We start from the raw sequence: 15,183 nt of genomic DNA, 5'->3' as shown, positions 1-15,183 counted from the left end.
CAAATTTAGCAGTAAATCTCATATTTGTGATTTTATAGATTCTTCAGCCAGTTATCAGCGCCACTTTTAACAATATTATGAAAAACGAACTTCTTTCTTGCCCTTTAAATTCTTAACAATCATAGCCATAATAGTTTCACAACTGGCTCGATACCTTATATTCAGCAATTAGTATTCAGCCCTTAGCTTCCATTATCTATTATTTAACTTTTTACTCATTTGCATCATTCTTATTTAGGAGAGATATTTTGACTCATTTATCATCGCCCCACAACATTGCTCGTAGCGCTCGTATACTACCAAAAGCACTATTAGCCGTGGCTGTTGGGCTAGCACTTGCTAGCTGTAGTAAGTCAGACAATATGGCGGCTGATGGTACAGCAGCGAGTGCTGAAACGCTTAATTTGTATAACTGGTCGGAATATATGCCGCAAGAGATTCTCGATGGCTTTACTGAGGAGACAGGCATTCGGGTCAATTACACTACCTTCGATTCTAATGAAGCCATGTATGCCAAGCTTAAATTGCTCGATGACTCTAGCCAATATGACTTAGCCATCCCATCGACCTATTATGTCGAAAAAATGGCCAAAGAAGGGCTGCTACAAGAGCTCGATAAATCCAAATTGAGCAATTTTAAGAATCTCGATACCTCATTTACCAATACCAAGGTTGATCCAGAAAACAAATATTCGATTCCTTATATGTGGGGCAGCACCGGTCTTGCCATTAATGGTGACAAGGTCGATCCTGCAACCGTAAATAGCTGGAACGATTTATGGCGTCCTGAGTATAAAGGGCAAGTGATGCTGATGAACGATATGCGCGAAGTGTTTGGCATGGCGCTATTGACCCTTGGGCATTCAGGTAATAGTAAAAATCCTGATGAAATCAAAGCCGCTTATGAGAAGCTCACGACCTTGATGCCAAATGTGAAGACCTTTAACTCGGATGCCTCGCGTATGCCTTATATGGAAGGCGAAACCACGGTTGGTATGAGTTGGAATGGCGAGGCAATTATCGCCAATAACGAAGGCTTGACCAGCTTGGTTTATAAATATCCAACTGAGGGCGCTATCTTGTGGATGGATAATTTTGTGATTCCGAAAAACGCCAAACAAGTCGATGCAGCCCACAAGTTTATTGACTACTTGCTGCGTCCTGAGAACTCTAAAATCGTCAGCGAAGAGATTGGTTATGCGTCACCCAATATGGCTGCGCGTGAGATGATGCCAGAAGAGGTGAGAAACAATCCAACCATCTATCCGAGCAAAGACGTACTGGCAAAAGCGGAGTTCCAAGAAGATGTGGGCGACGAAGCATTGCAAGTCTATCAGCAGTATTGGGATAAGCTAAAACTGGTCGTTAATCACTGTTTGTTGATAGCTATTTTTTATAGCTTTTTTAATAACTGTTACCGCAAAAAACGCTAACTTAATAAAGTCAGCGTTTTTTATTTATTCTTTATTGGCTTTTATTTAGCTTTTATAGTCGGTTCAATATAATTTGGATACAAGGAAGGCGAGCGAAAGTACTACCAATAGTAGACTAAGTGAACCTGACACCGTATCTGATTTATATAGGATTCACTATCTTTATAAGTGCAAATCGGTTTCACTACCTTTATGCTCGATACGGCGCTGCTCGCGGCGTTGATAGCGCAGACCGGAGGCGGCAAACCATTTTGGCTTAGTCGTTTGCAATAAATCACTAAGTCGCTGCAACTGTACTTGCAGCGTTTGGGTGAGCCAAAAATAGCCTTGCCACTCAAAGCCTAAGTTTTCTACACTTGGATATTCTGATACCGCGATACGCGTAATCGGTCGAAATACTTCATCATTTGGACTACGTAATACCGCCGCCATATGCTGCATCGCTTGCGTCAATTCGTGCTGATAATGAATAAGCAAAATATGGTTTTCATCATCAATCTCAATATTAGCCAAACGCGGTGCCGCACTTAACAATAAATCAATCGTACCAATAATATTACGATGGGTACGCTGAATAGTCTCTAGTGTTTCCTTTTCAATACCCGATTCACTTGCTGTCGCTGCGATATGCGGACGCACAGCAAGCAAACGCTTATTAATTTTTTGTAATGCTTTCACCAAAGATTTATTGACTGGTGTATCTGGTATAGAACTGTTCGATGGATAAATAATACTGGCCGAACTGGTCGCCTTACTATATTTAAACGGCTTGGGCACTAAGACGTCCGCATCAATATGATTGCCCACCCCTGCATACAAATTGCTGCAGGTTTCAAGATTACTGGCCAATAAAAACCGCCACATCAACGTCGACTTCAACGGTAAAATTAACGTTGCGGCCACCGCTACTCCTGCACCAAGCAAAATATTGAACGCGCGATATAAGCCATCTTGGGCAATATTGCTGTGGTCAGGACTCGACACAATCATCAGCATGGTAATACCTGTCAGCAGACCGATATAGCCCAATTGCTTGACTGCCACATAACCAATAATGCCACTGATAATGCCAATCAGCCCATAATACAACCACAGCCAGCCACCGATATCTTTAATCAGCCATAAGAAGCTAAGCCCAACCACCACCCCAAGCAAAGTACCCAATATCCGCTCTTTAGCCTTGGTATAAATCGCCCCTTGATATTGTAACAAACCCAAAATCACAAACACGGTAATGGTCGTCCACTCACCATGCGGCAAGTGCGTAAACTCATTTAACAAGAGCGCAATAAGTACAGCCAGACCCAAACGTATGGCATGCAAAACATCTGCATGCTGATAACGGGCATAAGGCTCTACAAACGGGGCGGTAAATCGTTGCCAAAAAGTCGGTTTCACGCAGGGCATCTCTTATAAGTGAAGGAAGAAAAAATCGGTTAAATTGTAGCTACTGGCTTAACTATTGATAAATCGATGATAAAGCGATGATAAAGTCATGATCAAAAAATAACGCCTTTTACCTATTAAAAGATAAAAGACGCTGAAGGTCAAAACATGCTAGCACATAACGACAAAAAAACACCCTAACAACATCGCATTTGGCTATTGGTAACGCTGAAAGGTGCTGACAAATACTTGCCAGCATCTCCTATATTTACAAGTGCAAATCGGACTCGCCACCCTGCTCTTTCATTCTACGCTGCTCACGCCTTTGATAGCGCAGACCAGAAGCGGCATACCACTGCGGTTTGGTCGTTTGTAGCAGATCACTTAACTGTTGCAGTTGTGCTTGCAACGTTTGCGTCAACCAAAAATATCCTTGCCACTCAAACGTTGCATACTGTACGCTAGGATATTCTGATAGCGCAATACGCGTAATAGGTCGAAAAGTCTGATCGCCTGGACTACGTAATACTGCCGCGATATGCTGCATGGCTTGGGTGAGCTCGTGTTGATAGTGAATCAGTAGCGTATGATTATCATCATCGATATCGATATTCGCCAAACGCGGTGCTGCACTGAGTAACAAATCGATGGTACCGATGATATTGCGATGGGTACGCTGAATCGTTTCTATCGTCTCTTTATGAATGCCGGACTCGCTTGCTGTTGCAGCGATATGTGGACGTACTGCGAGTAATCGCTTGTTTATTTGCTGCAGCGATTTTATCAACGCTTTATTAACAGGCATATCTGTAGTAGCACTATTTTTGGGATCGTTTGGGCTAGCTGAGCTTATCGCCCTAGTATAGACAAGCGACTTGGGAGCCACTATTTCAGCATCGATATGATGCCCGACACCAGCATAAAGCGTACTACAGGCTTCTAAATTATTTGCCAATAAAAATCGCCACATCAACGTCGACTTTAGAGGTAAGACCACTGTCACCATGACCGCAATACCTGTACCGATTAAGATATTGAGTGCACGATAGACACCATCTTGCGCCATATTAACTTGATTCAAATTAGAAACGATCATCAGCATAGTAATGCCAGTGAGTAATCCAGTATACCCTAGCCGCCTGACCGAAAAATAACCAATAATCCCACTAATTATACCAATAAGCAGGTATTCTATCCCTAACCAAGCACCCGTCCCTTTATTGAACCATAAGATTGCAAATGCCACGACAATACCCAAAACCGTGCCTAGTACTCGCTCTTTGGCTTTGGTATAAATAGCGCCTTGATACTGTAGCAATCCCAAAATAATAAAGACGGTAATCGTCGTCCATTCCCCATGTGGAAAACGGCTTATTTGATTGGCTAACAGCGCAAGTACGATGGCTGCACCGATACGTATGGCGTGCAAGATATCAGCGTGCTGATAGCGCGCATAAGGTTCAATGAATGGTGCAGTAAATCGTTGCCAAATTTTTGGTTTCACGCACAAGCACTCTTATTAATTGAAGAATATATAGTCCATGAAAAGTAATATCGAACCATCATGTACTGCTGATATCAAAAAAAACGTCTCTTACCTGTTAAAAGGTAAAAGACGTTTGAGATCTAAATAGAGCTATCAATAATTGGATGTAAACCAAACCCATTATACCTCTAAGAAGTCCAAAATACCTTCAGCGGCCTCACGACCTTCCCAAATCGCGGTCACGACCAAATCAGAACCGCGTACCATATCACCACCAGCAAATATCTTGGGGTTTTTGGTTTGGAATTTAAAGGTTTGCTTTTCCGCTGCCAGCACGCGACCAGAGCTGTCCATTGCCACTTGCTGAGACTCAAACCAGTCAGCAGGGCTAGGACGGAAGCCAAAAGCCATAATTACGGCATCACATGGGATAATTTCTTCTGAATTAGGAATCGGCTCAGGACGCTGACGACCACGGTTGTCTGGCGCACCCAAGTGAGTCGTGACGACTTTCACGCCATTCACTTTACCATTTAAGCCAATGATTTCTGTCGGTTGACGATTGAATAGAAACTCAACGCCTTCCTCTCGAGCATTGACCACTTCGCGGCGCGAACCTGGCATGTTCTCTTCGTCACGGCGATAGGCACAGACTACTTGCTCAGCGCCTTGGCGAATACTGGTACGGTTACAATCCATCGCAGTATCGCCACCACCTAGCACTACCACTCTTTTACCTTTAAAGTCGATATATTCTTCAGGATTTTTTTCCCAATCGTTGCAGCGATTGACGTTGGCAATTAGGTAATCTAGCGCATCATGAACACCGACAAGCTCTTCACCAGCAAAGCCGCCACGCATATAAGTGTAAGTACCCATGCCCATAAATACCGCATCATACTCGCTTAATAGTTCATCAATACTAATATCAGTACCGATTTCTGTCTCAAGACGAAATTCCATGCCCATGCCTTCAAAGATGACACGGCGGTTACGCATGACGTCCTTTTCCATTTTAAATTCTGGAATACCAAAAGTCAGTAAACCACCAATTTCAGGACGCTTATCAAACACAACTGGTTTTACGCCGTTTCTAACGAGTATATCCGCACAGCCCAAACCTGCTGGCCCTGCACCGATGATCGCGACTTTTTTGTCTGTCCAAACCACATCAGACATATCCGGACGCCAGCCAAGTGCAAAGGCGGTATCGTTAATGTACTTTTCAACATTACCAATGGTCACAGCGCCAAAGCCATCGTTTAAGGTACAAGCGCCTTCACATAAGCGATCTTGTGGACAGACGCGGCCGCAGACCTCAGGCAACGTATTGGTGCGGTGACACAATTCAGCCGCTTGAAATATCTGCTTCGGTGGCCAATTTGAGCCAGTTAGGAATGTAGTTATGTACAGGGCACTTCCATTCACAATAAGGGTTACCACACTCTAGACAGCGGTGCGATTGCTGCGCAACGGCTTCACTCTCAAACGGTTTATAAATTTCAACAAATTCCGTTGAGCGCGTGGCGATGTCTTTTTTGGTCGGCTCAAGCCGTGGTACATCTAAAAACTGAAAACTATTTTCTAAGCGTTTTGCCATGGTATTGTCTCTTTAATATGAGGCTTTTTATATCAAGCTTTTTTAAAGTGGGCGGTGACAGTCAACGATGTCTCATTTATCGCAAAATTAAGAGATTTATATCGTGACCGTCACTTACCTGCTGAAAACCTCTGAGTTAAAAGGCTTTTAAAAGCGGAACATTGGATAATCCAAGCAAAGCTACTGTGGGTCAGCCATGGTGGTCTTGAGAAGGCTCGCAATGTTTGCCGCTTTAGGCTTCACCAAATAAAACTTACGAACATAGTGCTCAAAGTCAGCCAATATCGTCTGACCCCACGCGCTGCCTGTTTTATTAACATGCGCTTCAATCACTTGCTGCAAATGAATACGATGCTCTTCGGTTTGCTCACTTGAGATACGATTAAGATCGATCAGCTCATGATTGCAACGGTCAAAGAAGTCCCCTTCCATATCGAGCACATAAGCAAAACCCCCTGTCATACCTGCCCCAAAGTTGAGACCCGTACGCCCAAGAATAGTGACAATACCGCCTGTCATATATTCACAGCAATGATCACCTGTGCCTTCGATGACTGCTTGCGCGCCAGAGTTACGTACTCCAAAGCGCTCGCCAGCGGTACCAGCTGCATATAGTTTGCCGCCCGTTGCGCCATATAAGCAGGTATTACCAATGATGGCGGTCTCTTGCGCCGTAAAGCTTGAGTCTTTTGGTGGATAAATAACAATCTCACCGCCAGCCATGCCTTTGCCGACATAATCATTGGCATCGCCTTCTAGCTCAATATTTAGACCACCTGCATTCCAGACGCCTAAACTCTGCCAGCAGTACCAGTCAGATGCAGCTTAATTGGCATATCACTCATGCCAAGGTTGCCCCATACTTGCGCAATCTCACCAGAGATACGCGCGCCGATAGAACGATCACAGTTACCGACATAATAGCTATAATCGCCGCCATTACCTTGACGAATATTGAGCAGCATATCACTAATCATCTGTTCAGCGAGTAAGCCTTTATCAAATGGCTCATTACGCTCAACCTGACAGGTTTGGGCTTTACCACTACTGGCCGGATGGCTAAATAATAATGGCGTTAAATCCAAATGACGCTGTTTATCCGTGTTACCTTCTAATACTTCAAGCAAGTCAGTGCGTCCAACCAACTCTTCCATACTACGCACACCAAGGGCGGCAAGCCATTCGCGCGTTTCAGTTGCTACAAATTTAAAGAAGTTAATGAGCATCTCTGCTTCACCAATGAAATGCTCGTCACGTAGCCTGGCTTTTTGCGTCGCAACCCCAGTCGGGCAATTATTAAGATGGCAAATGCGTAGGTATTTACAACCAACGGCTATCATCGGCGTGGTACCAAAGCCAAAGCTTTCTGCCCCAAGGATAGCGGCTTTTACCACATCAAGTCCTGTCTTTAGACCACCATCAGTTTGAATACGAACTTTATGACGCAAGCCATTTACTCGTAGTGATTGGTGGGTCTCAGCCAGTCCTAGCTCCCATGGTGACCCTGCATGATGGATAGACGATAGCGGAGAGGCTGCGGTGCCGCCATCATAGCCTGAAATGGTGATTAAATCGGCATAGGCTTTTGCCACACCAGTCGCGATAGTACCAACGCCCGGACGTGAGACCAGTTTCACCGATACCAAGGCATCTGGATTGACTTGTTTTAAGTCAAAAATCAGCTGTGCTAAATCTTCGATAGAATAGATATCATGATGCGGTGGCGGTGAAATCAACGTCACACCCGGTACAGAATAACGTAAGCGCGCAATCAGAGCATTGACCTTACCACCCGGCAGCTGACCTCCCTCACCCGGCTTGGCACCCTGTGCAACCTTGATTTGCATCACTTCTGCTGAACGCAAATACGCTGGGGTGACGCCAAAACGACCCGAGGCAATTTGTTTGATCTTTGAGTTGCGCAGCGTGCCATAACGTACTGGATCTTCGCCGCCCTCACCAGAGTTTGAACGTCCACCGATGGTATTCATCGCCATGGCAATCGCTTCATGGGCTTCCGGTGACAATGCTCCTAACGACATGCCTGCCGAGTCAAAGCGCGTCAGAATAGCTGAGATATCCTCTACGTCATTCACATCGATAGAGTTATCTGTTTTTAATTGCAATAAATCACGCAAGGTCGCCACAGGACGGCTATTCACTAAGTTGGCATAATTACGATAATTGTCGTAATCACCCGTGCGTACAGCTGTATGCAGGCTATTAATCACGTCTGGGTTAAAGGCATGATATTCTTTGTTGAAGACAAACTTCAGTAAGCCACCTTGATCGAGTGGCGCGCGGCGCTTGAAAGCATTCGCCGCTAGCTGTGCTTGATCGGCAGCTAAGTCAGCAAAGGTCGCACCTTTAATACGACTCTGTACACCTTTGAAACACAGGCTCACCACCTCTTCAGAGAGACCCACTGCTTCAAATAACTGCGCGCCGCGATAAGAGACAATGGTCGAGATGCCCATTTTTGATAAGATTTTTAGCAAGCCTTTATCCAAGCCTTTACGGAAATTAACCCGCGCTTGAATCGGATCACCAAGTAGCTCGCCAGTCGCTACTAAATCATCAATAACATCATAAGCTAAATAAGGATAAACGCAGGTCGCACCAAAACCAATCAATACTGCCACTTGATGCGAGTCGCGCGCCAAACCAGTCTCAATGATTAAATTAGCATCAGTACGAATACCTTGACCAATCAAATAATGATGCACCGCACCCGTTACCATGATGGCATTGGCTGGTACTTTATCGGCATCGATGTCTTTATCAGACAACACAATCAAAGTGTGACCAGCTCGGATGCTGTTAGCTACTTGCTCGCAGATAGCCATGATGGCTTCTGATAACTTAAGGGTGCGATCATAGTTTAAATCAATACGCGCCATTTTAAAGGCTGGATCACCCAAGGTCTCAAGCTGCTGCATCTTGCTGGCTGACAGTACAGGCGACGATAAGATAATACGGTGTGCATCTCGCGCTGATGGCGCAAACACGTTAGTTTCAGCACCGAGGCAGGTCTGCAATGACATCACGATAGATTCACGCAATGGATCAATCGGTGGATTGGTCACCTGTGCAAACTGCTGACGGAAGAAATCACCGACATGGCGGATTTGCTGCGACAACACTGCCATGGGCGTATCATCACCCATTGAACCGACTGGCTCTTGACCATTTTCGGCGTTGGGGCGGATAATTTCAGTACGCTCTTCATTGGTGATGTGATACATTTTTTGCAGTGTTTTTAGCTCATTACCACGACATGTTTGCGCTGCTAACTCTTCCTCTAAACGCTCATCATCACGGATACGGGTTGCTTCTTCACGCAGCCATTTACGGTACGGATGGGCTTTTTTCAGTAACGTCGCAATCGCTTTAGTATCTAAAATTTGACCCGTTAAAGTATCAATAACGAGCATTTGACCAGGGCCAACGCGTCCTTTTGCCAATACATCTTTTGGCGAGTAATCCCACACACCAACTTCAGAGGCAACGGTGATATAGCCGTTCTTGGTCGTCACCCAGCGCGATGGGCGTAGACCATTACGATCAAGCATACAGACCGCATAGCGTCCATCTTGAATCACCAAACCTGCTGGACCATCCCACGCTTCCATGTGCTGCGAATAAAACTCATAAAAGGCGCGCAAATCCATATCCATGCTATCGACATTCTGCCAAGCAGGTGGCACGAGAATCGACATCGCATGGAATAGATTCATACCACCTGACATGAGGACTTCAAGCATATTATCTAAGCTTGATGAGTCAGAGCCCGTACTGTTCACCAGTGGCGTCAATTCATTCAAATTGGGCAGTTTGTCTGATTTTAGTTTTGGCGTCCGTGCCTCAGACCAGTTGCGATTGCCTGTGATGGTATTCAACTCGCCATTGTGGGCAAGATAACGAAACGGCTGCGCCAAAGGCCAACGCGGCAAGGTATTGGTGGAGAAACGTTGATGGAATACCACGATATGCGATGCCAAACGCGCATCTTGTAGATCCAAGAAAAATGCTGGCAAGTCTGATGGCATCACCAAACCTTTATAGATAATCGTCTGACAGCTTAATGAGCACACATAAAACAGCTCATCATTAGCCAAGCGCTGCTCTGCTTTTTTGCGTGCGACAAACAGTTTACGATTAAAGTCATCCGCTGCCAAATCATCGGGGGCGTTGACAAACACTTGCTTAAAATCAGGTAAAGTCTCACGGCCAATGTCACCGACGATGCTCAAATCAAGCGGCACATCACGCCAGCCAGCAACCTCTAATCCTTGGGCGACAATCTCATCGCTTAGCACTTGCTGGCTATCACGAGCTTTTGTCTCATCTAAATTGACAAAGATCATACCAACGGCAAAGTTGTCAGTAATCGCGAACCCTTGCTCAGCAGCAATACCTCTAAAAAACTCAATAGGCGTCGCCAGTAGTAGACCACAACCATCACCCGTTCTACCATCAGCAGCAACACCGCCGCGATGGGTCATACAGCTTAGACTATGAATAGCAGTTTTTACCAAATCATGGCTGGCTTGTCCCTCAATATGAGCGATCAAACCAAAACCACAGTTATCAGAAAAGTCATCTGGCGTGGCCAGGTGGGTTTGCGAGGAAATCATTGACATGGCTAGTCCTTTTAGGTGAACGGGCAATTTATGCATCCAATGCAGATCATAAACTGAAGACCGTAAGCAGAACGGGCTAATAATTAATATTCGTATATCCGAATTAATAAATGGTGTGACGCTCATAGACATCATACTTTGAGACTAAGGTGAAAGCTCTGGCACTCCCAGTCATTGAATAATGTTTCAATAGATCATTAACATATTAAAAGATAGTAAACGGTCGCCCTTGGCAATGACATACAGCCCTGTATACCCGTTACCTAATCATCAATAACGCAATGTCGCTATCTTGAGTGTCACTCGTTATCACACCATGCCTAGCAATCCAGACTGATTGACTACGCATGTAATAACCGTGCATTTGATTAATTTTGAATATCTGACACTCTGTAATCAAGCGCTTCATTCACTCTAAAGAGAGCGATAATAAGAGAGGTTGCGCCACTTGCGATAGCTTAATTATAGATAGCAAGTGACAACGCTTGAGACAAAAAATTTTAGTAACGTATCTTTTAAATGATAGAAGTTACCAATTCATTGTTAAAAAACAATTTTTACGATAACTATACAGAACGTCGCCCACAGTTATATTAGTTAATGACGGACAAAAAATCTAGTCTTTTCTATCGATTCACCCACCATATTTTGTAAGAGAACTTATTACTATTGGTTATAGGATGATTAAATGTTCTATGCAAATTTTGATACATAGTATCTGTGACAAGGCTTAGTTGAGATACTTAATTAAGATCAACTTCTTTTGAAAACGTATTTTTAGTACTAATTATATGCTTTATGATGCTCCACAAAAAACCCACTAACCAGCTTGTCAGTGGGTTTTTGTCAATCATAGTGGTAACGAGGTTATCATAACTATCAACGATATGGTCAAAGGACAAACATACTCTAATTATTTTTGTCTTCTATCAGCGTTTTCATACTGTCGTTATTGCTCTTAGGAGGATTGGTATTCTTGCTAGGAGCGTTTGCGCCAGAATTTGTGCTACTGGTACTACTTGGCGGCTTTGGTGTTGCGACTACTGGGGGTTTTTTAGTAGTATTTTCAGTGCCTGATGTCGCTGGTTTTTTATTCTCTGGTTCAGACTTAGTTCCACTACCTTCATTTTTAGGCGTAGTAACAGAGGAGACTTCCTCTTCATTGCCAACAATACGCTCTTCAGTGACCGATAAAGTATCGGAGGTATCCGCTGACTGACGGATACTTTCATTGTCGCTGTTACTGGCAGTTTCTTGACTGCTACGACCAGCATTGTCCCCATAATCCGTTTCTGGCAGTGGCTGGCGCACTGGCACTTCGCGCTTAGTCGGTTTTAGATCAACAGAACGTGTGCGTCTGGTGCTCAAATCTTTAACCGGATCAGGCGTTCATAATTATCGATGATACCGACATAACGGTTGATCTCTTCTGGCAACACACGCACATTGGCTGGCAACTTAAAGTCTATCAGTTTTGCCGCGCCAACCGCTTCTTGTGGACTACTCATGAGCCATAAGTTAACATATAGCGGACTTGATTTTCATCGTCGAGATAACGGAAATAAGCAAATTTATTACGGTCTGCGCGGCCTTCTAGATAACTGACAATCACATCGTTTTCGGCGACATTCATCACCTGCACTGTCCATTTACCTTTATTCGCCAACAAATAACGTTTGTCTTTAAACTCAGCAGGATAATTGCGCAAATCTCGCACCGTCGTATCAAAACTAATGGGCTGCACGTCGGTATCAAGCTCGTGTAACGACTCTATTTTTAAGGGCTGCTCAAGCTCAGCACTCAATGGTTGCGGTGCTGATATGGGAGCATTTTCAATTTTGGCACCCATCGCTGGCGTTTGACTAAACATCCAAATCAGAGCCGTGACCACACCCAGCAGCAAGGTCATTATCAGCCAAATCAACGCTTGACGGCGATATGACTGGCTAGCGGTACGCGGCGTCGATCTTGAAGCTGCCATGGGAGTATCCTTGGTGAAAATAAAGTTGACCGCATTCAAGAGATGCGCAGTAAGTAGAATGGCGGCGAGCCAGTCTGCTTTAAACCGTTGAATTCAGTGAGTATTCACGAGCACTAAAGCGTTAAGACATTATACGCGGTGTTGTGACAATACCTCGTGCAAAAGATCTTCATCGAAATCATTGGTCAATACGGCCTGACCTAGTGATTTTAACAAAATCAGGCGGATTTGTCCGTGCTTTACTTTTTTATCATGTCCCATCAAGCTTAGCGCCGTTTGTGTATCAATGCGTGGCGGGGTGATAGCAAATTTGCCAAGGTTAAAATACGCTTAATACGAGCAACGTCTTCGACCGTTAACCAACCCATTCTCTGTGATAACTCTGCGGCTTGTACCATGCCAGCAGCGACTGCCTCACCGTGTAGCCAATTACCATAGCCTTCATGTGTTTCAATGACATGACCAAAAGTATGACCGAAATTTAACAATGCTCGCACGCCTGACTCTCTTTCATCTTGCGCGACGATATCGGCTTTATACTGACAGCAGCGTTTTACGGCATCACCAAGTACCGCTAAATCCAAATCCATCATCGCCGGCAGATTGACTTCCAGCCAATCTAAGAAAGTGATATCCATAATAAGCGCGTATTTAATGACCTCAGCCAACCCGGCTGACAACTCGCGCGCTGGCAAAGTCTTGAGCGTACTCATATCAGCAAGGACCATTTGCGGCTGCCAAAAAGCGCCAATCATGTTTTTGCCTTGAGGGTGATTGATGCCCGTCTTACCACCAACGCTCGAATCCACTTGTGACAGTAGCGTGGTTGGAATTTGGATAAAATTTACACCACGCATAAAGCTTGCTGCAGCAAAGCCCGTCATATCACCAATAACGCCACCACCTAAAGCAATAAGCGTAACGTCACGATTAAAATGCTCGGCCATCAATACATCGTAAATTTGATTGATACTGGTCTGATGCTTATATTGCTCACCATCTGGCAATACGCAAACACGCACAGTGAACTGCTCTGTTAACTCTTTCTCTAAAGCGCTTAGGTATAAAGGCGCAACAGTATCATTAGTGACAATCAATACTTGGCGACCACAAATATAAGGTGTGATCAGCTTTGCCATACTGTTGTGATCTATCGCTGTTTTCTCAGTAATGACGATTGGATAGTCATGGCTTTGCGTATGAACCGTTAAACCGTCATGAAACAGTGGCGTTGCCATTAAACACTCCCTAAGCATTTTGAATGAGATAAAAGTAGCTGAGCTTAACTAGGGCGCGTCCTGATTTTTATCGCCATTTTTAAATGAGGACACGCCTTGATAAAGTTTATCATTATGGTTAATTTTCTTTATCTTCTGGTGCTATAGCAGTCGAGTCAGTAAATGACTCTAGTTGCTGTAAAAGCTGATTGACCATATGACGGGGATAAGTATGACCAGTTGGCATAATAATATGAGCGACTTGGCGATATAAGGGATCACGAGTGCTATATAAATCTTGCAAGATTTTTCTAGGATTTGGCTGCTGTAACAGTGGTCGTGATTTGTCTTTAGCCGTGCGAGCCATTTGCACATCAACTGGCGCATTCAAATAAACCACGATACCGCGCTGATGCAAAAACGCTCTGTTTTCAGCACACATCACAGCGCCACCACCTGTCGCTAAGACGATTTGGTCTTTTTGAGTCAACTCATCGATGGCGCGCGTTTCACGCTCACGGAAGCCCGCCTCGCCTTCTTTAGCGAATATCCAAGCAATGTCAGCCCCTGTCTGCGATTCAATGTACCAATCACTGTCTACAAAGGTGCGCCCCAACTGCTTAGCCAGCAATTTACCGATGGTTGTCTTCCCTGCTCCCATCGGCCCTACTAAAAACACCGACGGCAATTCCTCCACCATAATACTTACTCAGCTAAATTAGCTATGATACAACGTCATTGATATTCTGGCTAGTAATGAGCGTTGATTATTGTTAGTAAAATTCAATCAATATGAAAATTTTCCCATAAAAAAAGCAAGCGTTGATGCTTGCTTCTTTTGAGCGAAAACCAATCAATAAATGATTAATCCAAGCGGCTAATACCATCATTGATTAATTTTGGCGTGATAAATATCAATAACTCTTCTTTAGAATTACTACGCACGTCTTTACGGAAAGCGCGACCAATATAAGGCAGATCTCCTAAGAACGGTACTTTATCGACACCATTGCTGGTACGATTCTTAAAGACACCACCCAACACAACCGTTTGACCATCTTCAACAATAACATTGGTCGAAATAGAGTCTTCAGCAATAGCAACCTGATTATTAATAATGGTCGGCGTACCGTTAGTGATTAACAATTGCAAACCGATTTTGCCATCTGGGGTGATATTTGGTGTGGCCTCTAGACTCAATGCTGCTTCTTTAAAGCTAGTAGTGGTTGCTCCACTGGCAGACGCTTCTTGATAAGGAATCTGCGTGCCTGAAGAAACTTTCGCCGTTTGCTTGTCTGCTGTCAGAATCTTCGGCGTAGAAATCACTTCACCGCGATTATCCGCTTGCAGTGCTGACAATTCAAGATCAAGCATCACATCTGACATGCTCAGCAAGCCAAAGGCAATGCTACCGGCGGGGTTAGCCACCCCTAAATC

Annotated in this window: 8 protein-coding genes and 3 pseudogenes; 1 reads left to right on the top strand and 10 read right to left on the bottom strand. The window is 44.4% G+C overall.

Going from position 1 to position 15,183, the window contains the following annotated elements; all coding sequences use genetic code 11:
* Positions 1–248 precede the first annotated feature (248 nt).
* Positions 249–1,433 carry an ABC transporter substrate-binding protein gene (locus TT12_RS07075; protein ID WP_243443469.1) on the top strand — a complete coding sequence of 395 codons (1,185 nt, stop codon included), beginning with the start codon at positions 249–251 and terminating at the stop codon, positions 1,431–1,433.
* Positions 1,434–1,595: 162 nt separating this feature from the next.
* On the opposite strand, the gene TT12_RS07070 is transcribed toward TT12_RS07075, so the two are convergent.
* From TT12_RS07070 to TT12_RS16940, 10 genes and pseudogenes are all read right to left on the bottom strand, one after another.
* A complete protein-coding gene (locus TT12_RS07070; RefSeq protein WP_045453418.1) occupies positions 1,596–2,840 on the bottom strand; it encodes an FUSC family protein in 1,245 nt (414 codons plus the stop codon).
* 247 nt (positions 2,841–3,087) lie between these two features.
* Entirely contained in the window at positions 3,088–4,323 is a 1,236-nt protein-coding gene (locus TT12_RS07065; protein ID WP_045453415.1) for an FUSC family protein, read from the bottom strand.
* Between the two features lie 162 nt (positions 4,324–4,485).
* Positions 4,486–5,905, bottom strand: a pseudogene (locus TT12_RS07060) (glutamate synthase subunit beta).
* A gap of 180 nt (positions 5,906–6,085) precedes the next feature.
* Positions 6,086–10,548: pseudogene (gene gltB, locus TT12_RS07055) on the bottom strand (glutamate synthase large subunit).
* Between the two features lie 909 nt (positions 10,549–11,457).
* Positions 11,458–11,916: a hypothetical protein gene (locus tag TT12_RS16955; protein WP_243443468.1), complete on the bottom strand. Its 459-nt coding sequence runs from the start codon at positions 11,914–11,916 to the stop codon at positions 11,458–11,460.
* Entirely contained in the window at positions 11,913–12,056 is a 144-nt protein-coding gene (locus TT12_RS16950; protein ID WP_243443467.1) for a hypothetical protein, read from the bottom strand. Before TT12_RS16950 ends, TT12_RS16955 begins: the two co-directional genes overlap by 4 nt.
* Positions 12,053–12,529 (bottom strand): hypothetical protein, encoded by a 477-nt coding sequence (locus TT12_RS16945; RefSeq protein ID WP_243443466.1) that lies wholly within the window; start codon positions 12,527–12,529, stop codon positions 12,053–12,055. The genes TT12_RS16950 and TT12_RS16945 overlap by 4 nt, the downstream gene beginning before the upstream one ends.
* Positions 12,530–12,658: 129 nt before the next feature.
* Positions 12,659–13,767 (bottom strand): annotated as a pseudogene (aroB, locus tag TT12_RS07045) (3-dehydroquinate synthase).
* A gap of 118 nt (positions 13,768–13,885) precedes the next feature.
* Positions 13,886–14,446, bottom strand: coding sequence for a shikimate kinase AroK (aroK, locus tag TT12_RS07040; RefSeq protein WP_045453412.1), 561 nt, complete (start codon positions 14,444–14,446; stop codon positions 13,886–13,888).
* 164 nt (positions 14,447–14,610) lie between these two features.
* Entirely contained in the window at positions 14,611–15,174 is a 564-nt protein-coding gene (locus TT12_RS16940; RefSeq protein ID WP_243443465.1) for a secretin GspD/PilQ domain-containing protein, read from the bottom strand.
* Positions 15,175–15,183 lie beyond the last annotated feature (9 nt).

Origin of the sequence: Psychrobacter sp. JCM 18903 (assembly GCF_000586475.1) — a bacterium.
In the GTDB taxonomy this organism is placed as follows: domain Bacteria; phylum Pseudomonadota; class Gammaproteobacteria; order Pseudomonadales; family Moraxellaceae; genus Psychrobacter.
This window is presented reverse-complemented; position numbering and strand designations above follow the sequence as displayed.

Coding starts and splice junctions, on each gene's coding strand:
- TT12_RS16945 (WP_243443466.1), bottom strand. CDS start 12,529: ATGGCAGCTTCAAGATCGACGCCGCGTACCGCTAGCCAGTCATATCGC.
- TT12_RS16950 (WP_243443467.1), bottom strand. CDS start 12,056: ATGAGTAGTCCACAAGAAGCGGTTGGCGCGGCAAAACTGATAGACTTT.
- aroK (WP_045453412.1), bottom strand. CDS start 14,446: ATGGTGGAGGAATTGCCGTCGGTGTTTTTAGTAGGGCCGATGGGAGCA.
- TT12_RS07070 (WP_045453418.1), bottom strand. CDS start 2,840: ATGCCCTGCGTGAAACCGACTTTTTGGCAACGATTTACCGCCCCGTTT.